The 20,757-nt window shown below is 68.1% G+C and carries 18 protein-coding genes and 4 tRNA genes; 15 read left to right on the top strand and 7 right to left on the bottom strand.

Features of this window, described 5'->3' with window-relative positions; genetic code table 11:
• Positions 1-55 precede the first annotated feature (55 nt).
• Positions 56-1,276 (top strand): tyrosine-type recombinase/integrase, encoded by a 1,221-nt coding sequence (locus DL990_RS37390; RefSeq protein WP_370451398.1) that lies wholly within the window; start codon positions 56-58, stop codon positions 1,274-1,276.
• Positions 1,277-1,325: 49 nt separating this feature from the next.
• Here DL990_RS37390 and DL990_RS37385 read toward each other — a convergent pair.
• The 4 genes from DL990_RS37385 to DL990_RS37370 all read right to left on the bottom strand — a co-directional run bounded on the left by DL990_RS37385 (position 1,326) and on the right by DL990_RS37370 (position 2,132).
• A tRNA-Val gene (locus tag DL990_RS37385) sits at positions 1,326-1,400 on the bottom strand.
• Between the two features lies 1 nt (position 1,401).
• Positions 1,402-1,472: transfer RNA gene (locus DL990_RS37380), tRNA-Cys, on the bottom strand.
• 25 nt (positions 1,473-1,497) lie between these two features.
• Positions 1,498-1,570 (bottom strand) — tRNA-Gly (locus DL990_RS37375).
• A gap of 136 nt (positions 1,571-1,706) precedes the next feature.
• Entirely contained in the window at positions 1,707-2,132 is a 426-nt protein-coding gene (locus DL990_RS37370) for an SsgA family sporulation/cell division regulator (protein WP_005159130.1), read from the bottom strand.
• Between the two features lie 400 nt (positions 2,133-2,532).
• Here DL990_RS37370 and DL990_RS37365 point away from each other — a divergent pair.
• The 5 genes from DL990_RS37365 to DL990_RS37345 all read left to right on the top strand — a co-directional run bounded on the left by DL990_RS37365 (position 2,533) and on the right by DL990_RS37345 (position 8,479).
• Positions 2,533-2,604: transfer RNA gene (locus tag DL990_RS37365), tRNA-Val, on the top strand.
• An 892-nt stretch (positions 2,605-3,496) separates the two neighbouring features.
• Entirely contained in the window at positions 3,497-5,023 is a 1,527-nt protein-coding gene (locus tag DL990_RS37360; protein ID WP_199746759.1) for a sugar transferase, read from the top strand.
• A 108-nt stretch (positions 5,024-5,131) separates the two neighbouring features.
• On the top strand, positions 5,132-5,746 hold the full coding sequence (locus DL990_RS37355; protein ID WP_125788054.1) for a malonic semialdehyde reductase: 615 nt from the start codon (positions 5,132-5,134) through the stop codon (positions 5,744-5,746).
• A gap of 139 nt (positions 5,747-5,885) precedes the next feature.
• Positions 5,886-7,946 (top strand): threonine--tRNA ligase, encoded by a 2,061-nt coding sequence (gene thrS, locus DL990_RS37350; RefSeq protein ID WP_125801505.1) that lies wholly within the window; start codon positions 5,886-5,888, stop codon positions 7,944-7,946.
• Positions 7,943-8,479, top strand: coding sequence for an HIT domain-containing protein (locus tag DL990_RS37345; RefSeq protein ID WP_125788056.1), 537 nt, complete (start codon positions 7,943-7,945; stop codon positions 8,477-8,479). Before thrS ends, DL990_RS37345 begins: the two co-directional genes overlap by 4 nt.
• Positions 8,480-8,919: 440 nt before the next feature.
• Here DL990_RS37345 and DL990_RS37340 read toward each other — a convergent pair whose 3' ends face one another.
• On the bottom strand, positions 8,920-9,462 hold the full coding sequence (locus tag DL990_RS37340; RefSeq protein WP_125801504.1) for a YceI family protein: 543 nt from the start codon (positions 9,460-9,462) through the stop codon (positions 8,920-8,922).
• Positions 9,463-9,579: 117 nt separating this feature from the next.
• On the opposite strand from DL990_RS37340, the gene DL990_RS37335 reads away from it, so the two are divergent.
• From DL990_RS37335 to DL990_RS37310, 6 genes are all read left to right on the top strand, one after another.
• Positions 9,580-10,122, top strand: coding sequence for a MarR family winged helix-turn-helix transcriptional regulator (locus tag DL990_RS37335; RefSeq protein WP_125788058.1), 543 nt, complete (start codon positions 9,580-9,582; stop codon positions 10,120-10,122).
• A gap of 102 nt (positions 10,123-10,224) precedes the next feature.
• Complete coding sequence (gene pgsA, locus DL990_RS37330) at positions 10,225-10,866, top strand: phosphatidylinositol phosphate synthase (RefSeq protein WP_125788059.1); 642 nt, start codon at positions 10,225-10,227, stop codon at positions 10,864-10,866.
• A complete protein-coding gene (locus tag DL990_RS37325; protein WP_125788060.1) occupies positions 10,863-11,780 on the top strand; it encodes a phosphatidylinositol mannoside acyltransferase in 918 nt (305 codons plus the stop codon). The genes pgsA and DL990_RS37325 overlap by 4 nt, the downstream gene beginning before the upstream one ends.
• 22 nt (positions 11,781-11,802) lie before the next feature.
• Positions 11,803-12,948, top strand: a complete 1,146-nt coding sequence (locus DL990_RS37320) for a glycosyltransferase family 4 protein (protein WP_125788061.1) — start codon at positions 11,803-11,805, stop codon at positions 12,946-12,948.
• The gene (locus tag DL990_RS37315) at positions 12,945-13,427 is read left to right on the top strand and encodes an NUDIX hydrolase (protein WP_125801503.1); all 483 of its coding nucleotides are present in this window, start codon (positions 12,945-12,947) and stop codon (positions 13,425-13,427) included. The genes DL990_RS37320 and DL990_RS37315 overlap by 4 nt, the downstream gene beginning before the upstream one ends.
• Positions 13,428-13,439: 12 nt before the next feature.
• Positions 13,440-13,901, top strand: a complete 462-nt coding sequence (locus DL990_RS37310) for an XdhC family protein (RefSeq protein ID WP_125801502.1) — start codon at positions 13,440-13,442, stop codon at positions 13,899-13,901.
• A 365-nt stretch (positions 13,902-14,266) separates the two neighbouring features.
• Here the strand turns inward: DL990_RS37310 and DL990_RS37305 are convergent, their stop codons facing one another.
• Positions 14,267-16,378, bottom strand: coding sequence for an elongation factor G-like protein EF-G2 (locus tag DL990_RS37305; protein ID WP_125788064.1), 2,112 nt, complete (start codon positions 16,376-16,378; stop codon positions 14,267-14,269).
• Between the two features lie 164 nt (positions 16,379-16,542).
• Between DL990_RS37305 and DL990_RS37300 the strand changes: the two genes are divergently transcribed.
• The 3 genes from DL990_RS37300 (at position 16,543) to DL990_RS42515 (ending at position 19,433) form a co-directional block, all read left to right on the top strand.
• Positions 16,543-17,961: an FAD-binding oxidoreductase gene (locus DL990_RS37300; RefSeq protein WP_125788065.1), complete on the top strand. Its 1,419-nt coding sequence runs from the start codon at positions 16,543-16,545 to the stop codon at positions 17,959-17,961.
• A 201-nt stretch (positions 17,962-18,162) separates the two neighbouring features.
• A complete protein-coding gene (gene pdxS, locus DL990_RS37295; protein WP_125788066.1) occupies positions 18,163-19,077 on the top strand; it encodes a pyridoxal 5'-phosphate synthase lyase subunit PdxS in 915 nt (304 codons plus the stop codon).
• 53 nt (positions 19,078-19,130) lie between these two features.
• Positions 19,131-19,433: a hypothetical protein gene (locus DL990_RS42515; protein WP_370451397.1), complete on the top strand. Its 303-nt coding sequence runs from the start codon at positions 19,131-19,133 to the stop codon at positions 19,431-19,433.
• Here the strand turns inward: DL990_RS42515 and DL990_RS37290 are convergent.
• Positions 19,358-20,737, bottom strand: coding sequence for a UDP-glucose/GDP-mannose dehydrogenase family protein (locus DL990_RS37290; protein ID WP_125801501.1), 1,380 nt, complete (start codon positions 20,735-20,737; stop codon positions 19,358-19,360). The genes DL990_RS42515 and DL990_RS37290 overlap by 76 nt on opposite strands.
• Positions 20,738-20,757: the final 20 nt, after the last annotated feature.

Here is a 20,757-nt window from a genome sequence, read left to right as displayed (position 1 = left end):
TGCCGGGTTCAACTCAGAGAAGGCCGCCGAGGCGTGGGGCGTTGAGCAGGAGGCGTTGATCCGACGCAACCTGTGGTTGGACCCGCGCGAAGCGGAGATGTTGTTCAGTGTGTTCGCCGAGGAGTTCATGGACGCGGTCGGTCCGCGGCTGGAGCCGACGACGCTGGCGAAGTACCGGTCCTTTCTGGACAACCACTTGCTGCCGCAGTGGTCGTCGTGGCCGCTGGCCGGGATCTTCAACAGCTACGTCGAGATCGAGAAGTGGCTCTCGGAGTTGCACGAGGACTACGCCGACTCGTCAGTGGCGTCGATCTTCTCGTTGTTCTCCACGATCCTCGGTGCTGCGGTCAAGGCCAGGAAGATTCCTGCGAACCCGTGTGCGGGTATCCGGGTCACCTCGGGCGAGTTCGAGGTCGAGAACCTCGTCGCGACACCAGTGCAGGCACTGCGCGCGTCGATGCGGCTCTACGAGAGCGGGCTCGGACTCGCCGGGTTCGTGCTCGGGTTGCTCGACTTCTACACCGGTTCCCGTTGGGGTGAGCTGGTCGGTCAGCAGCGCCATGAGTACGACAATGAAGCACGCGCGATCCAGATCCGCGAACCCTTGAAGGAGATCGGTGGACGTCTGTTCAAGGGCGGCCGCAGGATCGACACCTCACGGTTGGCCGATCTCGGGCCGCGGCCGAGTCGCCCGGTGACGCCGAGACGGCAGGGTGGCCGAACGAAGAAGGGCCGGACCAAGACCCCGGCGGGTACGCGGAGCGTGGAGCTGCCGCCGAGCATCGCGGTCTTCTATGAGGAGTTGATGGACAGCCACAGCTTCCCGTTCGTGCTCTGCAGCGCCGAAGGCGCGCCGCTGCGGCGGTCCAACTTCCGCAACCGGTACTGGCGCCCGGTTTGGGACGGCAGTGACGCTGAACACACGCGGTCGGCCGAAGTGGTGCAGCCGATTCTGCCGACGTTCACGTTCCACGAGGGGCGGCACAGCCATAGCACCTGGCTGGCGGAGGACGGCATCCCCGAAGTTGCCCGGCGAGCGCGGCTCGGGCAGAAGATGAAGGGCATCGCGAGGGTCTACGACCACGTGACTCCGCTGATGCGTCAGCAGATTCTGCAAGCGCTCGAGACCCGGTGGATCGGGTCGCTGGTCGCGCTCACCGCGGGTGAGCGGACGAAGCTGGGGGAGTGGTTCCCGCACCTGCATGCCACGTTCGGTGACATACGGCTCGAGACGGCTCCGAAGGCCATCGCCTTTTCATCGCCTTTTTACGACTGAAGCCCCGCCCCTCCGAGGAGGAGCAGGGCTTCTGACCTGCGAAAACAGATGGTGCGCGATACTGGGATTGAACCAGTGACCTCTTCCGTGTCAGGGAAGCGCTCTCCCGCTGAGCTAATCGCGCGAGGTGGAGACGGGATTCGAACCCGTGTACACGGCTTTGCAGGCCGTTGCCTCGCCTCTCGGCCACTCCACCGTGTCAGGCCCGAGAAGGCCTTCCGAGCGGATGACGGGATTCGAACCCGCGACCCTCACCTTGGCAAGGTGATGCGCTACCAGCTGCGCTACATCCGCACATCCTCGGTCTGGATGGGAGCTCAGATCCTCATGGTTCTGTCTCTCACCCCGTCGCCGTGGTGTGTGTGAACACTATCGAACCCCGAAATCGCCCCTGCAACCGGGGTGCCACTTGCTGTTCGCAAGCCCGTCATCAGGCCAGATCGTTGGGGATCAGGTGGGTCAGGGCGTCGTCGACGTCGACCCACAGGTGCTCGTTGCCCGGGAGCACGACGTCGTAGGTCCGGTCGAGGAAATCGGCCAGCTCCTGAGCGGACGCCTCGAACATGGCGTGCCCGGAGGGCGAGTTCAGTTCGATGAGGACGGACTCGGGGTCTTCGACGGAGGGGCGGATGCGTACGTCGCCGTCGCCCGCGTCGGCCAGGAGGCCGTCCGCGAGGAGGTCGCGCGCGTAAACCCACTCGACCCAGCCGGCGCGGCCGGTGCGGAAGGCGGCCACGACCGCGTAGGGGTCGCGAGTGTCGTATCGCAGTTCCACCTTGACAGGGACCGCGGGCGTCCGCGGCGCCAGGAGGTCGAACACCGCCGTCGAGCGGAGCGTCACGTGATCGTTGCGCATCGTCCTACCCTTCGTCTCCTTCCCGGCCCGGTCGAACCGAGTGGCGATGATGTGACGTATCGGCCGGCTGATCGGAACGCGGTTTTGCCGCAGATCACCCGGACGGGGTCATCGGACCCCGGGTCCATGCTCCGTCACCCCATCATCACCCGCGCGACGCGCAGCCATCCATGCGCCCTGCAGGCAGTCCACATGTACATACTGCGCGGTTTAGTCGTCACGCGATAGCACCGTCGCATGAATGTCGAAACGCGTCGCGGGCGCCCCCCGGCCGTGACAACCCCGGCTAGCTCGTGGTTGTTCGCTCCGTATTTGCTGGTGAGCGGAGTGTGGTCGGCGGGAACCACCCATTTGCAGGCCCCCTAAAGTCTTGGGGTAGAGTCTGCCGGACACCGCGAGCGGGCGATTAGCTCAGCGGGAGAGCGCTTCGTTCACACCGAAGAGGTCACTGGTTCGATCCCAGTATCGCCCACCGGATGAAGGCCCTGGACCATCGGTCCGGGGCCTTGATTCATTTCCGGGGCCCGTCAGCGGTGAGCCGTCCGGCGGCATTCGATCCCCAGGTCGGACGCGGGTTATGTGGGGACGGTACTTCTGCCGTCGCGGAGATCGCGGGCGGCAAGGCTGAATCCGTCGGGTGCGGCGGGGGTCGCGGTGGGCCGCCGGTTCGAAGATCGACGAGGCCCGCCTGTCCGGCCGGTGTGGACATTCGTCTAGAGCCTCGTGTCGCGTCGCGAAGGTGTCGCATCGTCCGGCCATCGAGACATCTTTGTGATCCTCGGCACGAAGCGGCCGCCGAAAGGTTCAGACCATGAGGAAAGTGATGTGGGGCATGGCGGGCGGGCTCACCCGTACGGCTCCGGCGGCGGGGCCGCCGTGATGCTGACGTGATGTGACGAAACGCCACTCCGGTGACCGATTGACAAGGTGGGTCCGTGTGCGGTGAACCTGACCGCTCGGCCGTGGTCCCCCGGACCCGTGAAATCCACAATGGACCGGCCGGAGATCGACTACCCGAGACCGTCCACTGTGGAGTTTTCCGGGCTGCTCGGCCGATCGGGGACGCGGTGCTCCAAGTGGCCGTGCGGGCCGGGAATTCGTGACTACTTTAAGTAGTTGTTCGGCGGATACGGTCTATTACGCATCGTCACCATCTTGTTATCAACAGGGCATTCATTTGCCGGATGCTCGCGCAGGGTGTGGCTGGAAATCCTTGTAACGATGGCCGGAGAGTGGCCGATACCTTGGCGTGTGTCGCCCCATCGGCCGCTGAAGGATCTCGAGAATCGATCACTCTTCGAAATCGCTCTCATTTACTCAGCGTGCTGATCCGGCGTTCGGGAATTCCCTCTCCGGGAGGTCTGATGGAAGAGTCGGTGCGGCCGTCGTCCACTGTCAACGGGACGCCGCAGCACATCGACCTTCAGTCGATCCCGCCCGCCCCTCGACGGGGTGCGGGCGATGTCGCCGCGGTCGACACCACGTCGGCGCGGCCGCCGTACGCGGCTTGGGAATCGCGCTACCGCGCCTGGGTCATCGGTAGTGACGTTTTCACCGCGTTCGTGCTCATCGTGATGAGCGCCTTCTTGATCGATCGATCGGATCCGCACGACATGCACGCGCTCGGTACCGCCGCGGCCTTCCTTTTCGGGCTGTCGGTCTGCCGTGCCTGGAGTCCGCGCGTGCTGGGCGAAGGCGCGGAGGAGTATCGGACGCTGGGCCGGGGACTGGTGACCACCGCTGTCCTCGTCGCCCTGGGCGGCCTGCTCTTCGGCGCACTCGCCGTGCAGCCCTGGGTCTTCATCGTCGTCCCGATGATCTCGGTCTTCATGTTCCTGCAGCGGTACGCGCTGAGACAGGTGCTGCACCGGCGAAGACGACTCGGTGAATGCCTGCTGCCGGTGCTCGCGGCGGGAAGTCCGGACACGGTCGCCGATCTGATCACCCGTACCAAGGCCGACCCCCATGTCGGCTGGCGGGTCGAAGCCGTCTGCACGTACTCCGGTGCCGGCGCGGAGCGGGGGAGCGGCGAGGTGGAAGGCGTCCCGGTCGTCGGGAAGCTCGACGACCTGGCAAGCCATGTCCGCCGTGGCGGCTACCGGGTGGTCGCCGTGACCGCCGATCAGCACTGGAACCCGAAACGCCTGCAGCGGCTCGCCTGGGACCTCGAAGGAACGTCCGCCGAGATGGTGGTCGCGCCGGTGCTGATGGAGGTCGCCGGCCCCCGGCTGAACGTCTCCGGTGTGCTCGGCATGCCGCTGCTGCGGGTCACCGCGCCGATGTTCACCGGCGGCCGCCGCCTGGTCAAGGAAGCGCTCGACCGGTTCGGCTCCGCCCTGCTCCTCACTCTCGTTTCCCCGCTGCTGCTGGTGATCGCGGTCGCGATCAAACTCGACGACCGCGGGCCGGTGATCTACCGGCAGCGGCGCGTCGGCCGTGACGGCCACACCTTCACGATGCTGAAGTTCCGCACGATGGTCACGAACGCCGACAAGCTCAAGCAGGATCTCCAGGCGGACAACGAAGGCGCGGGCCCACTGTTCAAGATGCGCAAGGATCCGCGGATCACACGGGTCGGTGGTCTGCTTCGCCGGTACTCGCTCGACGAACTGCCGCAGTTGTTCAACGTCGTGGGCGGACGGATGTCGCTCGTCGGCCCGCGGCCGCCGCTCCCGGAGGAGACCGCGAAGTACGCCCCCGACGCGCGACGTCGCCTCCTCGTCAAACCGGGGCTGACCGGGCTCTGGCAGGTCAGTGGCCGCAGCGACCTCAGCTGGGCCGACAGCATCCGTCTCGACCTGCGTTACGTCGAGGACTGGTCTCTCGCCCTCGACCTGGTGATCCTCTGGAAGACCTTCCGTGCCGTGGTGCAGGGGCGAGGAGCCTACTGACGCGTTCCTGTGACCGGAACCACACGCGGTGATAGTTGAACGAGAAATAGTTCAGCGCTCAACTAGGTTGGGACGGGTACACGACGCGTACGGAAGGAAGATCCACCCATGACCACCAGCGTTGAGCCGACCGAAGCCTTGAATCTCCCGCAGGACGTTCAGGACCTGTTGTTCCGCGAGGCCCGCACCGCGAACAACTTCAGCGACGAGCCGGTGACCGACGAGCAGATCCGTGCGATCTACGAGCTGGTCAAGTGGGCGCCGACGTCGATGAACAACCAGCCGCTGCGCGCGCTGGTGATCCGCACCGAAGAGGGCAAGCAGCGCCTGGCCCCGCTGATGGCCGAAGGCAATCGCGCCAAGACCGAGGCCGCGCCCGTGACCGTCGTGCTGGCCGCCGACACCGAGTTCCACGAGAACCTGCCGCGCACCTTCCCGCACTTCCCTGGCGCCAAGGACCTGTTCGCCGACGAGGCGGGCCGTGTCGAGACCGCCAAGCTCAACGCGCTGCTGCAGGTCGGCTACTTCATCATCGGCGTCCGCGCCGCCGGGCTGGCCGCAGGCCCGATGACCGGCTTCGACGCCGAGGGCATCGACAAGGAGTTCTTCGCGGGCAAGCCGTGGAAGTCCCTCGTCGTGATCAACGTCGGCAAGCCGGGCGACAACCCCTGGTTCGACCGCCTGCCGCGGCTGGACTTCGACGAGGTCGTCGAGACCGTCTGACCTCGTTCCGCGATACGCGTTGGCCTTCTTCCGATGGGAAGGAGGCCAACGCGTGTGTTAGGGGTAATGCGCGTGAGCCGTGCGGCGGGTGACGACTAACATCACACGAAACATCCGCTTGCATCGCGAGGAGTCCATCGTGTCCCAGCCGTCGTCAGTAGCAGCCGCAACCGCCCCGCGCGTGGTGGTACCGGCGGGCACTACGGCGGGCACCGCGGTCCGCGAAGCCGGGCTGCCGACCAAGGGGCCGGACACGATCGTCGTCGTGCGCGACGCCGAGGGGAATCTCCGCGATCTGTCCTGGGCGCCGGAGTCCGAGGTCGAGGTCGAGGCAGTCGCCGCCCACACCGAGGACGGCCGCAGCGTCATCCGCCACTCGGCCGCCCATGTGCTCGCCCAGGCCGTGCAGCAGCAGTTCCCGCAGGCCAAACTCGGCATCGGGCCGCCGGTCAAGGACGGCTTCTACTACGACTTCGCCGTCGACACCCCGTTCACCCCGGAAGACCTGCAGGCGCTCGAAAAGCGCATGAAGCAGATCGTGAAGGGCGCGCAGCAGTTCTCCCGCCGCGTCTTCGATTCGGTCGACGAGGCCAAGAAGGAACTGGCAGACGAGCCGTTCAAGCTGGAGCTCGTCGACCTCAAGTCCGATGTGGACACCAGCGAGGTGATGGAGGTCGGCGGCGGCGAGCTGACCATCTACGACAACCTCGACCCGCGCACCAAGGAGCGCGTGTGGAGCGACCTCTGCCGCGGCCCGCACGTGCCGACCACCAAGTTCATCCCGGCGTTCAAGCTCACCCGCGTCGCCGCCGCGTACTGGCGCGGTGACGACAAGAACCCGCAGCTGCAGCGGATCTACGGCACCGCTTGGGAATCCACCGAGGCGCAGGACGTCTACCTGGAGCGCCTCGCCGAGGCCGAGCGGCGCGACCACCGCAAGCTCGGTGTCGAGCTGGACCTGTTCTCCTTCCCCGACGAGATCGGTTCGGGGCTGCCGGTGTTCCACCCCAAGGGCGGGATCATCCGGCAGGAGATGGAGAACTACTCGCGCCAGCGGCACGTCGAAGCCGGGTACGACTTCGTCTACTCGCCGCACATCACCAAGGGCGCGCTCTTCGAGACCTCCGGCCACCTCGACTGGTACCGCGACGGCATGTACCCGGCGATGCACCTCGACGCCGAGCACAACGAGGACGGTTCGGTCCGGAAGCCGGGCCAGGACTACTACCTCAAGCCGATGAACTGCCCGTTCCACGACCTGATCTTCCGGTCGCGCGGACGTTCCTACCGGGAACTGCCGCTGCGGATGTTCGAGTTCGGCTCCGTGTACCGCTACGAGAAGTCCGGCGTGATCCACGGCCTGACCCGCGTGCGCGGTATGACGCAGGACGACGCGCACATCTTCTGCACCCTGGAGCAGGTCCCCGGTGAGCTGAAGTCCCTTTTGGACTTCGTGCTGAACCTGTTGCGCGACTACGGTCTCGACGATTTCTACCTCGAACTGTCCACTCGGAACGAAGAGAAGTACATCGGGTCCGAAGAGGTCTGGGCCGAGGCGACCGAGGTGCTGCGCACCGCCGCCGTGGACTCCGGCCTGGAGCTCGTGCCGGATCCGGGTGGCGCCGCGTTCTACGGGCCGAAGATCTCCGTGCAGGCGAAGGACGCCCTGGGCCGCACCTGGCAGATGTCGACCATCCAGCTGGACTTCATGCTGCCCGAGAAGTTCGAACTGGAGTACACCGCGGGCGACGGCAGCCGTCAGCGTCCGGTGATGATCCACCGAGCGCTGTTCGGTTCGATCGAGCGGTTCTTCGGCGTGCTGACCGAGCACTACGCGGGCGCGTTCCCGGCGTGGCTTTCGCCCGTCCAGGTGGTCGGCATCCCGATCACCGAGGACCAGGTCGAGCATCTGCGCGGCGTCGAGAAGGCATTGCGGGCCAAGGGAATCCGGGTCAACGTCGACGCGAGCGACGACCGGATGCAGAAGAAGATCCGCACCCACACCACGCAGAAGGTGCCCTTCATGCTCCTGGCGGGCGCGAAGGACGTCGAGGCGGGCGCGGTGTCGTTCCGGTTCCGCGACGGTGGCCAGATCAACGGTGTCCCGGTGGCCGACGCCGTCGAGGCGATCGCCGGCTGGGTCCAGCGCCGTGAGAACTCCTCGCCGACCGTGGCGGGCTTGGAGGCGGTCCTCCGGTGACGGGTCCCGATGGCCCTGAAGTCGTCGGACAGGACGGTGTGGGAGTCCAGGACGCGTTGCAGCGCCTGTGGACCCCGCATCGGCTCGCCTACGTGCAGGGGGCGAAGAAACCCGACGAGGGCTGCCCGTTCTGCCGTCTCCCCGAGAAGAGTGACGAGGACGCGCTGATCCTCGCGCGAGGGAAGACGGTGTACGCGGTGCTGAACCTGTACCCGTACAACCCCGGCCACCTGATGGCCGTGCCGTACCGCCACGTCGCGGACTACACGGACCTGACGGCGGAAGAGACCGTCGAGGTGGCGGAGTTCACCCAGCGTGCGATGCGGGTGATCCGCGAGGTGTCCTCGGCGCACGGGTTCAACATCGGGATGAACCAGGGCGTGATCGCCGGCGCGGGAATCGCCGCGCACCTGCACCAGCACGTGGTGCCGAGATGGGGCGGCGACGCGAACTTCATGCCGGTGATCGGGCATACGAAGGTGCTGCCGCAGTTGCTGGGGGAGACGCGGCAGCTGCTGGCGGACGCCTGGTAGCTCCCCGGCTTTTGCGGTAGGTGACCGCAGGCAGGGGGCCTTTACGGCGAAGTGTGTGCTGACGTGGTCTGCACATTGGGCAGTTCATGGCGACTGAATGTCCGTTTGATGCACATCTGAGCGGTTCCGCGTGAAGGTCGTGAGTGGCAATGAGGGTTCTAACCCTCATTGCCACTCACGACCCCCGGTGTGGAAAAGTACCGAGGCCCCAAATCGGGCACTGCAAGTCGGGAAGTGTCCGTTATGGACAGTCCAGGCCGCGCCAAGTCTCTTCGGCGAGCCCGCTGCCGCCGGGTCCATCGCGCCACCCCTGCCGTACCTCTCAATGGCTCCAGGTCTGGGCTCTGGGCGGGTCGCGAGTGTCATGAAAGGGTCGTTCAGGACGAAAAACGTCCTGAACGACCCTTTTTGACATCTCTGCGCTGAAGCCGAAGCGGGACTCAGGCGTTGAGTGCGGCCTGAAGCTCGATGTCGATCTTGACCTTCTCGGACAGGAAGGCGTTGCCCTCCGGGCCGATGCCGAAGTCGCGGCGGTTCACGGTGGCGCTGGCCGAGACGCCGAGGGTGGTGGCGTTGTCGTTGGCAGGGTTGGTGCCGATGCCGTTGAACTCGGCCTCGAGCGCGACCGGGACGGTCTTGCCGCGCCAGGTGAGCTCGCCGTCGATGACATAGTCGCCGCCGTCCTCGCGGATGCCGGTCGAGCGGAAGGTGATGACCGGGTGCTCGTCGATGTGGAAGAAGTCCTCGGACTTGAGGTGCGTGTCACGCCCGTCGACACCGCTGGCGACCGAAGAGGCGTCGATCTCGACGGTGACCGAGGAGTCGAGGATGTTGTCGGCGGTGACGACCTCGCCGGTGAAGGCGGTGAAGTTGCCACGGGACTTCGCCAGGCCGAGGTGCTTCACGGTGTAGGCGATGTCGGAGTGGGCGGTGTCGATCGTCCACTTGCCGGTGACGTAGCCGGGGATCTCGGTGGTGGTCATGAAAGTCGATCTCCAAAAGTCTGGGTGCGGCTGTGGTGAACCCTCAGCTGGTTGAGCGCTCAACCGTGACTGTAGCGCAATTTGGTTGAGCGTTCAACCAGGGGTAGAATGGGTGGCATGTCCGAACCCCGATGGCTCTCCGACGAGGAGCAAAAAGTCTGGCGCGACTTCTCCGCGGCCACGCGGATGCTGCAAGCGCATCTGGAAGGCCAGCTCCAGCACGAGGCGGGCATGCCCCACACCTACTACGAAGTGCTCGTGGCCCTGTCCGAGGCGCCGGAAAGGCGGCTGCGGATGAGTGAACTCGCCGACGCGCGCAAGGCGTCGCGCAGCAGGCTTTCGCACGCGGTCGCGCGGCTCGAGGCGAACGGCTGGGTGCGCCGTGAGTCCTGTCCCACTGACAAACGCGGCTCCTGGGCGGTGCTCACCCCCGCCGGTTTCGCCGCGCTGGAGGAGGCCGCGCCCGGGCACGTCGAGGCCGTCCGCGAGAGCCTCTTCGACCCGCTGACCCCCGAACAGGTGAAGGCGCTCGGCGAGATCAGCGCCGCCGTGCTGGAGCGGTTGTCGCCGAAATGTGCGGCCGCCGAGGCGGAACTGGCGCTGCGGGAAGGGACGCTCGCGGATCTCGAGGAGCCTGCCGAACTGGCCAAAGCGGACTGACCGGGAGCCGCTCCAGGGCGGGCACGACGACGGGCGTCGGTGCGGGTGGATAGGCTTCGGGCGGCCACCCGACCCTGCTGCTTAGGTGCACCTGAAGAACCGATGCTCAACATTTTCGCGCGCGCCTCCGTTTCCCGCGTCACCGACCCCATGGGGAAGGTGCTCGTGCGTGCCGGGCTGACCCCGAACGCGATGACCGTCATCGGCACGGCCGGGGCGGTGCTGTGCGCGCTCGCGTTCTTTCCCAACGACATGCTGCTGTGGGGCACCTTCACCGTCTGGGGCTTCGCGATGCTGGACCTGCTCGACGGTGCGATGGCCCGCGCCCGCGGGTACGGCACGGCGTTCGGTGCCGTCCTCGACGCGACCTGCGACAGGCTGGTCGACGGCGCGTTGTTCGCCGCGATCGCCTGGTGGTGCTTCGTCCACGACGACAACCGCCCGGCCGCCGCCGCGGCGTTGATCTGCCTGGTGCTCGCGCAGGTCATCTCGTACGTCAAGGCCCGTGCCGAAGCTTCCGGGCTGGAGGCCGACGGCGGGCTCGTCGAACGCGCGGAACGCCTGATCATCGCCCTCGTGGGAACCGGACTGCACGGTCTGGGCGTTCCGTACACCGTGGACATCACGCTCTGGCTGCTCGCGGTGCTTTCGGTGATCACCCTGCTGCAGCGGACGGCCGCGGTGGCCAAGGCGGCGAGGGCCGCCAAGGCGGCCGGGCCACCCGCCGCGGAGGGTGGGGCATGAGCGGGTTCTCCCAGCGGCTCAGTGACTTCGGCTACGCGGCGGGCTGGCGGCTCGCGCGCTTGCTGCCGGAGTCCGCGGGCGCGGTGACCTTCGGATTGGGCGCAGACCTCGCGGTCCGGCGGGACGGCGGCGGCGTCCGCCAGCTGCGGCGCAATCTCGCCAGGGTGGTGCCGCAGGCCGACGGCGTCGAACTCGACGAACTGACCCGCCGCGCGATGCGTTCGTACGCGCGCTACTGGCACGAGATGTTCCGGCTGCCCTCGATGGACCACAAGGAGGTCAGCCGCAAGGTCGCCCAGTCGATCACCGGCGTGGAGAACCTCGACGCCGCCCTCGCCGAGGGCAACGGTGCGGTGATGGCGCTGCCGCACAGCGGGAACTGGGACGCGGCGGGTGTCTGGCTCGCGGATTACCTCGGCGGCTTCACCACGGTCGCGGAGCGGCTGAAGCCCGAATCGCTGTACCAGCGGTTCGTGTCCTACCGGGAGTCGCTCGGTTTCGAGATAGTGCCGCTGACCGGTGACAGCTCCGCGATGCGCGTGCTGCTCAAGCGGCTGCGTGAGAACAAGGCGATCTGCCTGGTCGGCGACCGGGACCTGACGAATTCCGGCGTACCCGTCAAGTTCTTCGGCGAGCAGACCCGGATGCCCGGCGGGCCTGCCAGGCTGGCCGCCACCACCGGCGCCGCGCTGATCCCGGCGGGCTGCTGGTTCACCGAGGACGGCTGGCAGATCCGGTTGCATCCGAGGATCCGGGTCACGAACCGGTCCGAGGTCCCGGCGGCCACCCAGGCGCTGGCGGACATCTTCGCCGGGGACATCGCCGCCCATCCGGCCGACTGGCACATGATGCAGAAGTTCTGGCTCTCCGACTTCGAAGCCGGGGAACAGGCCGAGCTCGGCGAAGCGAGTTGAGCCGATGGCTCAGGCGCGGGTCATGAAGATCGGGATCGTCTGCCCGTACTCGTTCGACGTGCCGGGTGGCGTGCAGGGGCACGTCATCGATCTCGCGAAGGCGCTGCTGGCGCGCGGGCACCAGGTCTCGGTCCTCGCTCCGGCCGACGAGGACTCCGACGTCCCGGATTTCGTCGTCCCCGCCGGGAAGGCGCTCGGCATCCCGTACAACGGCTCGGTCGCGCGGTTGCAGTTCGGCCCGGTGTCCTACTCCAGGGTGCGGCGGTGGATCCGCGACGGCGACTTCGACGTCCTGCACCTGCACGAGCCTGCCGCACCGAGTCTTTCGCTGCTGGCGCTGAAGGTCGCGGACGGCCCGATCGTGGCGACCTTCCACACCGCGACGACCCGTTCGCGCACGCTGGCGGCGTTCCAGCCGGTGCTGCGCCCGCTGCTGGAGAAGATCACCGCGCGGATCGCGGTGTCGGCGCTGGCGCGCCGCGTCCAGGTCGAGCACGCCGGCGGGGACGCGGTCGAGGTGCCCAACGGCGTCGACGTCGACTTCTTCTCCCGGGCGCTTCCGCTGGACGGCTATCCGCGAGCGGGCGGCACGGTCGGGTTCGTCGGGCGGTACACCGAGTCCCGCAAGGGGATGGGTGTGCTGCTGGAGGCGTTGCGGATGCTGCTGCCGGAGTTCGAGGAGCTGCGGTTGCTGGTCGTCGGCCGCGGCGACGCCGATCAGCTCCGGCGTGAGGCAGGGCCGGAGCTCGCGCCGCATATCGACCTGCTGGGCCAAGTCGACGACGAGACGAAAGCGCGGGCGCTGCGCAGCGTCGACGTCTACTGCGCCCCGAACACGGGCGGCGAGAGTTTCGGGATGATCCTCACCGAGGCGATGGCGGCGGGGACCCCGGTGCTGGCCAGCGGCCTGGATTCGTTCCGCCGGGTGCTCGACGACGGCAAGGCCGGGATGCTGACCGAGACCGGCGACGCGGCGGCACTGGCCGACGGATTGCGTGAGCTGCTCGGAGACCCGGCTCGCCGGGTGTCGCTGGCGGCGGCCGCGGGGGAGCGGGTCGCGATGTTCGATTGGTCCGTGGTCACCACACAGGTTCTGCGCGTGTACGAGACGGCGATCGCCGCCGATCCCCGCCGGGTCGGCGCGGGCGAACGCGAGTTCAGCCGATGACGACCTGGGTGTGGATCGGCGGTCTGGTGGCCGCGTTCGTGGTACTGGGCGGGCTTTTCCTGCTCGCGACGGCGAACCGGCTGGATCGGCTGCACGTCCGCACGGACGCGGGCTGGGCGGCACTCGACGCGGCCCTCGCGCGGCGTGCCGTCGTCGCCAGGGCGGCCGCCGCGATCCTGAGCGACGAGGAGCTGCGCGCGTTGGCCGAGCGTGCCGAGCGGGCGCGCAGGCAGGATCGCGAAGCCGAGGAAAGCGAGCTGACGCTGCGGCTGGCGCGAGTCGACCGCGCGACCCTGCCGCCGCCGCTGGCCGAGGAGCTGACCGACGCCGAACACCGCGTCGTCATCGCGCGGCGCGTGCACAACGACGCCGTCCGGGACACCCTGCATCTGCGGCGGCGGCGGAAGGTCCGGTACTTCGGTCTCGCCGGGACAGCCCGGCTTCCGGAATACTTCGAGATCGCCGAGCCCGATCTGTAGGAGGACGAACCGATGAGCGAGCGGCTGCTGGTGGCTGTGTTCGCGACGCCGGTGGCGTCGTTCCTCCTGCGCTATGGCGCGGATCTCGGCTATCGGGCGGTGTTGTTCGACCCGGACGGCGCCCGCGCGACGGATGTCGAGAACGGCTTGGAGGCCGTCACGACGGTGCCGGAACTCGGCATGGACGCCGACGTCGTCGTCACCGACCACAACCGGCCCGAACTCGGCGACGTGCTCAAAGCCGTGCTGGACCGGCCCACCCGGTGGGTCGGGGTGCTCGGCAATCCGCGCCATGCCGGGCAGCAGGTCGCCGCGCTCCGGGCGCTGGACGTCGCGGACCGGGAGATCGCCCGTGTCCATCGCCCGGTCGGGCTGAACATCGGCTCACGCACGCCGCCCGAGATCGCCATCGCCACCCTGGCCGGCCTGCTGGCCGACCGGAACGGCCGCCCCGGCGGCTTCGAATTTTCTTGAGGAGAAGGCCGAAAGTGGCGTGATCACGGACGGATCTCGCGTGATCGGACGCCGCACACCGAGTGCGGCCTCCAGTCACGCGAGTCACGTGCCCAAACACGTCACCACCGGCGCCGTCCACTTATTGAAGGGTTTGGCGAAGGTGGCGGGTTGCGAAAGCCACGGGGCAGGGGGCGCGGTAGCGGAGAGGGGATCTTCGCTACCGCCGGTGCCGTCGCTGACACCCATGGTCGAGATGCGTCGCGAAAGCCACTTTCGCGACGCCTGGTGCCCCGAAAGTGGCTTTCGCGACACCCGGGGGCCCCACGGCCGCGAGCGGATCCCCGCGCCCCGACACCTTTGCGCTACCCCTCAATACCTACCCCTCAGTGAAGGGCGACCGCTCCCTCCGGCATCGGCTCGAACCGGGCGTGCCTGCGGGTGAACGTCGCCGTGCCCGACGTCAGTGAACGCAGGTCGATGGCGTAGCGCAGGAGCTCGACCGCGGGCACCTCGGCGCGGATGACCGTGCGGCCGCCTTCACCCGATTCGGTACCGAGTACGCGGCCGCGCCGGGACGAAAGGTCGCCTAACACGGTGCCCAGGTGCTCGTCCGGCAGCCGCACCGCCACCTCTTCGAGCGGTTCGAGCAGCGCGATCTTGGCCGCCGCGGCGGCCTCCTTCAGCGCCAGCGCGCCCGCTGTCTGGAACGCGGCGTCCGACGAGTCGACGCTGTGCGCCTTGCCGTCGACGAGGGTCACCCGGATGTCGATCAGCGGATGGTCGTCGACGATCCCCCGCTGTGCCTGGGCTCGGACTCCCTTCTCGACACTCGGGATGAACTGGTGGGGCACCGAGCCGCCGACGACCTTGTCCACGAACTCGAAGCCCGAACCCCTCGGCAGCGGCTGGACCTCGATGTCGCAGACGGCGAACTGGCCGTGGCCGCCGGACTGTTTGACGTGCCGTCCGTGCCCGCGGCCCGGCCCGGCGAAGGTCGACCGCAGGCTGATGCGGACGGGCTCGGTGTCCACGTCGGCGCCTCCCGCGCGCAGCCGCGACAGCACGACGTCGGCGTGCGCCTCGCCCATGCACCACAGCACGAGTTGGTTGGTCTCGGCGTTGCGGTCCAGCCGCAGCGTCGGGTCGCCCGCGACGAGCCGGGAAAGGTTGCGCGCCAAGGTGTCCTCGTCGCTGCGTGTCTTCGCGATGACGGCGACCGGCAGCAGCGGTTCCGGCATCGCCCACGGTTTCATGATCAGCGGATCCTCCGGCGAGGAGACGGTGTCGCCCGTTTCCGCCGAGCCGACCTTGGTGAGTGCGCAGAGGTCGCCGGCAACGCAGTACGGGACCTCGCGCAGGTTCGCCCCGAGCGGCGAGTACAGATGCGCGACCCGTTCGTCGGTGTCGTGATCCTCGTGGCCGCGTTCGGCGAGACCGTGGCCCGAAACGTGCACCGGCCGTTCGGGTCGAAGCGTTCCGGAGAACACCCGCACCAGCGACACCCTGCCGACGTAGGAGTCGACAGCGGTCCGGACCACCTCGGCGGCCAGCGGGCCGTCGGGGTCGGCGCGGAGACCGGCGTGCGGTTCGCCGGTGGGCGAGGTGACCTCCGGTGGGACGTGCTCCAGTGGTGACGGGAAGGCGCGCACGATCCCGTCGAGGACCTCGGCGAGCCCGACCCCGGTCGTCGCGCACACCGGGATCACCGGATGGAAGGAGCCGCGGGCGACGGCGGTTTCGAGGTCGGCGATCAGCGTGTCCTCGGAGATCTCCTCGCCGGAGAGGTAGCGGTCCATCAGGGACTCGTCCTCGCTCTCGGCGATGACCCCTTCGATCAGTTCGTTGCGGGCCTCGGTCATCCGGGCGAGATCGGCCTCGTCCGGCTCGCCGACCTCGGGTGGGAAGCCGTTCGAGTAGTCGAAGTAGCGGCGCGTGATGAGTCCGACGAGCCCATCGCGAGCGGGGAGGTACAGCGGCAGGACTCCGGCGCCGAAGGCCTCCTGGCAAGCGGCGATCTCGCCTTCGGGATCGGCGCGATGATGGTCGAGCCGCGAGACGACCACCGCCCTCGGCATCCCGACGGCCGCGCACTCCTCCCAGACCGCGACCGTGGCCGCGTCGACGCCTTCCGCCGCGCAGACCACGAACAACGCCGCGTCGGCGGCACGGAGCCCGGCCCGCAGTTCGCCGACGAAATCGGCGTACCCGGGGGTGTCGATGAGGTTGATCTTGTGGCCCTGGTGCAGCACCGGCGCGACCGAAAGGCCGACCGACCGCTGCTGCCGGACCGCGGCTGGGTCGTGGTCGCATACGGTGGTGCCCTCCACAACCGAGCCTGCCCGCGTCACCGTGCCGGAGGCGGCGAGCAGCGCTTCGGCGAGTGTCGTCTTGCCTGATCCCGAGGGGCCGACCAGGACGACGTTGCGTACTTTCGCCGGGTCGTCCACAGCGACGGCGGCCCCGGAGTCTCCGTTCTTGCTCTGTTTGTCGGCCATGCCGATCTCCTCACCACACGATGCCGCGTACAGGTGTGTCCTCGATCACACACCCGCGACCGCCGTCGCGGCAAGGCGACCGGCGAGGGACCCCCCGAATGTCGAAGCGCCGTTATGCTCGATGGCGGACACCCGGAGGCGGATCCGACGGTGGGGGATGAGCGATGGAGCTCGACAGACGAACGGTGTTACGGCTGGCAGGAGCGGTTCCGGTGCTCGCGGCGGCGCCCGCGGCGATCCCCGAGGGCGGTGGTCCGTGGGAACGGCTGCGTGCCCGGCTGACGGGTGAACTGTTCCGGCCTGGCGACCCCGGCTACGACGAAGTGAGGCTCGGGTTCTTCAGCCTCTACGACCATCGGCTGCCCGCCGGTGTCGCGGTCTGCGCGACCGAGGACGACGTCCGGCATTGCGTCGATTTCGCTGCCAGGCAGCGGATTCCGATCGCGGCCCGCTCGGGCGGGCACAGTTACGCCGGCTATTCCGTTGTGGACAGAGGACTCGTCGTCGACCTGTCCCGGCTGAACACGGTCGAGATCCTGCCCGGCGGCCGGGCGGCGATCGGCGCGGGCGCGCGGCTCGGGCAGGTGTACGAGGCGCTGGCGGCGGCGGGCCGCGCACTGCCCGCCGGCAGTTGCCCCCAGGTCGGCATCGCGGGCCTGACCCTCGGCGGCGGAATCGGCGTGCTGGCCCGCAAGTACGGGCTGACCTGCGACAACGTGGAATCCGTGCGCTTTGTCGGCGCCGACGGGAAACAGCGCCTGGTGTCGGCGGAGACCGCGCCGGACCTGCTGTGGGCGTTACGCGGCGGCGGTGGCGGCAACTTCGGCATCGTCACGTCGTTCACCTTCCGCACGGCGGCGGCCAGGACGTTGACGAACTTCAACCTGATCTTCCCGCCCGACGCACTGGCCGCGCTGGTCGCGGCCTGGCAGGAGTGGCAGCCCGCGATGCCGGACGAACTGTGGTCCGGGATGGGCCTCGGCGCGACGGTCGCGAACTGTGGTGGCTGCTTCGTGGGCTCCGCCGCACAGGTGAACCCGCTGCTGGACGATCTGATCCGCCGCGTCGGCACTCAGCCGACCAAACGCGAGGTGACCGAACAGGGCCATCTGGCCACGATGCGCGCCTTCGCGCAGGAGGCCGACTTCCCCGCCGCGGTCGCGCAGCGCGGCGAGTACGTGGCCACATCGAGGATACTGACCCATCCGGTGCCCGACCCCGGCGCGTTGGCGTCGTTGCTGACGAGCGATCCGGAGCTGTACTCGATCGTGGACGCGTACGGGGGCGCGATCGCGCGGGTGCCGTCGAGCGAGTCGTGCTTCCCGTACCGGTCGGCGCTGGGCAGCATCCAGATCACCCGTGGTCTGGAGGGCGGCGAGGCGGCCGCACGCCAGTCGATCGGCCTGGTCCGGGACGAACTCGGCCGGGAGTACGGGCGGGCCGGGTACGTCAACTACATCGATCCGGAGATGCCGGACTGGGCGAAGGCGTACTACGGCGACAGCCTCCCGCGACTGCGCCGAGTGGCCCGGAGGTACGACCCGGACGGGCTCTTCGCCTTCGAACAGGGCCTGGCCCGCTAGCCCCTCTTCCGCGATTCGGCACCAGCTTGCGGTAGTTCGACGTCGAACTACCGCAAGCTGGTGCCGAATCGCGGGCGGGTGCGGGCCAGATCACCCAGTGGACTGCTGAAATCGCCGTGAACTGGCCTGCTTCAGAGGTCCAAAAGCGGCCTACCCTCGAAGGCGTCACCCCACCTCGTGCGCTTTCCGAAAGGTCCAGCAGTGTCTGACGACTCCACGAACACGGCCACCACCTCGCTCACCGGCACCGCCCGGGTCAAGCGCGGGATGGCGGAGATGCTCAAGGGCGGTGTGATCATGGACGTGGTCACCGCCGAGCAGGCGAAGATCGCCGAGGACGCCGGCGCCGTCGCGGTGATGGCGCTCGAGCGGGTCCCCGCGGACATTCGCGCGCAGGGCGGCGTGGCCCGGATGAGCGACCCGGACCTGATCGACGGCATCATCGAGGCCGTTTCGATCCCCGTCATGGCGAAGGCCCGCATCGGCCACTTCGTCGAGGCTCAGCTGCTTCAGTCGCTCGGCGTCGACTACATCGACGAGTCCGAGGTGCTGACCCCGGCCGACTACGAGAACCACATCGACAAGTGGGCCTTCACCGTCCCCTTCGTCTGTGGTGCGACCAACCTCGGCGAGGCGTTGCGCCGCATCAACGAGGGCGCGGCGATGATCCGCTCCAAGGGCGAGGCCGGCACCGGCGACGTCTCGAACGCGACCACGCACATGCGCAAGATCCGCGCGGAGCTGCGCCGCCTTTCCTCGCTGCCCGAGGACGAGCTTTACGTTGCGGCGAAGGAACTCCAGGCCCCGTACGACCTCGTCAAGGAGGTCGCGGCGAAGGGCAAGCTCCCCGTCGTGCTGTTCACCGCCGGCGGCATCGCGACCCCGGCCGACGCCGCGATGATGATGCAACTCGGTGCCGAAGGCGTGTTCGTCGGCTCCGGCATCTTCAAGTCCGGCAACCCGGCTCAGCGCGCCGAGGCGATCGTCAAGGCCACCACGTTCTACGACGACCCGGACGTCATCGCGAAGGTTTCGCGCGGTCTCGGTGAAGCGATGGTCGGCATCAATGTTTCAGATGTTCCCGAGCCGCACCGGCTGGCTGAGCGGGGCTGGTAACAGCCGGACGATCGGCCAAGAGGCCCTGTGAACACCTGTTCACGGGGCCTCTTGTGTTCCGGAACGCCGGCGGTCCCGGCCATACGATTCGTTACAGCCAGAAGTGCCACGAGAAACAGGCGGATATGTGCTTCCGAAAGCACAGGCGACAGCAGGCGGCTCTGGTCGCCTTCACTGCGAGCAGCACAGGGACCTTTCCGGCGTCGTTGCTCGGGAACTTCGTGAGTCCCCGGATGGCAGGCCTGCACGCCCGCGACCGGCCCAGCTCGTCATTCATTGCCTACGAGTCCGGGCTGGTCGGCACCGACAGGGCTGAGCGGTCACGGTCATCGGCGGGCGGGCGCCCGAGTGCGTAATAGGCCCAGCCCGCGCCGCTCCACCGCTGAGCGTCCAGGGTGTTGCGGCCGTCGATGACCTGGCGCGTGGCGACCACGGCGCCGACCACCGCCGGATCGACTTCCTGGAACTCCCGCCATTCGGTGAGGTGCAGTAGCACGTCGGCACCGGTCGCTGCCTCGACCGCGGAGCTCGCGTAGTTCAGGTTCGGGAAGTTCTTGCACGCGTTGTCGGCCGCCTTCGGGTCGTAGACGGTCACCTCGGCGCCCTGGAGCTGGATGGACGCGGCGACACTGAGTGCGGGTGAATCGCGGATGTCGTCCGAGCCGGGCTTGAACGCCGCGCCCCAGACGGCCACTCGCTTGCCGCGGAAGGAACCACCGCACCGCTCGCGCGTGAGGTCGACCATCCGGCGCCGACGGCGGAGATTGATGGCATCCACCTCGCGGAGGAAACCCAGCGTGTGCCCGACGCCGAGCTCGCCGGCCCTGAACTGGAAGGCGCGGAGATCCTTGGGCAGGCAGCCGCCGCCGAAACCGAGGCCGGGCAGAAGGTACTGCTCGCCGATGCGTGGATCGTGGGCGAGCGCGCGGGCGAGGTGGGTGACATCGGCGCCGGTGGCCTCGCAGACCTCGGCCATGGCGTTGATGAACGAGATCTTGGTGGCCAGGAACGCGTTGGCGGACACCTTGACCAGTTCCGCCGTGGGCAGATCGGTGACCACCAGCGGCACACCGCGGGCGAGCGGGATCCGGTACACCTCGCGCAGCAGGGATTCGGCTTGTGGGGAACTCACCCCGAAGACCAGGCGGGCCGGGTTGAGTGTGTCGCCGATGGCGAAGCCCTCGCGCAGGAACTCCGGATTCCAGGCCAGCTCGACGTGCGCACCGGCCGGCGCGCGCCGGCTCAGGCGGACGGCGAGCCGCTCCGCTGTCCCGACCGGGACCGTCGATTTCCCGACCACCAGGCCCGGCCCGCGCAGAGTGGGGGCCAGCCGGTGAATCGCTTCTTCGAGAAAATGGAGATCGGCTGCCCTGTCGGTCTTCTTCTCCGGCGTTCCGACGCAGAGGAAATGTACGGTAGGCGCGCCGCCGGCGAACTTTTCGATCTCCTCGTACGAGGAGGTAAATCGCAGTCGGCCGGATTTCAGATGTCTTCGGACAAGAAGTTCGAGGCCCGGCTCGTAGAACGGTGGAGTTCCGGCGGAGAGTGCGGAAATCTTTTCCGGATCGGTGTCCATGCCGAGTACTTCGTACCCCATTTCAGCCATACAAGCTGCGTGTGTGGCACCCAGATAGCCGGTCCCGAGAACGGTGATTCGCATAGTTGGGATCCCCTCGGTGG

Origin of the sequence: Amycolatopsis sp. WAC 01416 (assembly GCF_003947485.1) — a bacterium.
Taxonomy (GTDB): Bacteria; Actinomycetota; Actinomycetes; order Mycobacteriales; family Pseudonocardiaceae; genus Amycolatopsis.
The sequence above is the reverse complement of the archived record's forward strand: the minus strand, read 5'-3'. Positions and strand labels throughout refer to the sequence as shown.

What these genes read in the sequence shown, in the direction of transcription:
- DL990_RS37320 (WP_125788061.1), top strand. Translation starts at nt 11,803, where the DNA reads ATGAAGATCGGGATCGTCTGCCCGTACTCGTTCGACGTGCCGGGTGGC.
- DL990_RS37355 (WP_125788054.1), top strand. Translation starts at nt 5,132, where the DNA reads ATGACCACCAGCGTTGAGCCGACCGAAGCCTTGAATCTCCCGCAGGAC.
- DL990_RS37335 (WP_125788058.1), top strand. Translation starts at nt 9,580, where the DNA reads ATGTCCGAACCCCGATGGCTCTCCGACGAGGAGCAAAAAGTCTGGCGC.
- DL990_RS37300 (WP_125788065.1), top strand. Translation starts at nt 16,543, where the DNA reads ATGGAGCTCGACAGACGAACGGTGTTACGGCTGGCAGGAGCGGTTCCG.
- DL990_RS37340 (WP_125801504.1), bottom strand. Translation starts at nt 9,462, where the DNA reads ATGACCACCACCGAGATCCCCGGCTACGTCACCGGCAAGTGGACGATC.
- DL990_RS37325 (WP_125788060.1), top strand. Translation starts at nt 10,863, where the DNA reads ATGAGCGGGTTCTCCCAGCGGCTCAGTGACTTCGGCTACGCGGCGGGC.
- DL990_RS37360 (WP_199746759.1), top strand. Translation starts at nt 3,497, where the DNA reads ATGGAAGAGTCGGTGCGGCCGTCGTCCACTGTCAACGGGACGCCGCAG.
- DL990_RS37310 (WP_125801502.1), top strand. Translation starts at nt 13,440, where the DNA reads ATGAGCGAGCGGCTGCTGGTGGCTGTGTTCGCGACGCCGGTGGCGTCG.
- DL990_RS37370 (WP_005159130.1), bottom strand. Translation starts at nt 2,132, where the DNA reads ATGCGCAACGATCACGTGACGCTCCGCTCGACGGCGGTGTTCGACCTC.
- DL990_RS37305 (WP_125788064.1), bottom strand. Translation starts at nt 16,378, where the DNA reads ATGGCCGACAAACAGAGCAAGAACGGAGACTCCGGGGCCGCCGTCGCT.
- DL990_RS37315 (WP_125801503.1), top strand. Translation starts at nt 12,945, where the DNA reads ATGACGACCTGGGTGTGGATCGGCGGTCTGGTGGCCGCGTTCGTGGTA.
- DL990_RS37290 (WP_125801501.1), bottom strand. Translation starts at nt 20,737, where the DNA reads ATGCGAATCACCGTTCTCGGGACCGGCTATCTGGGTGCCACACACGCA.
- pgsA (WP_125788059.1), top strand. Translation starts at nt 10,225, where the DNA reads ATGCTCAACATTTTCGCGCGCGCCTCCGTTTCCCGCGTCACCGACCCC.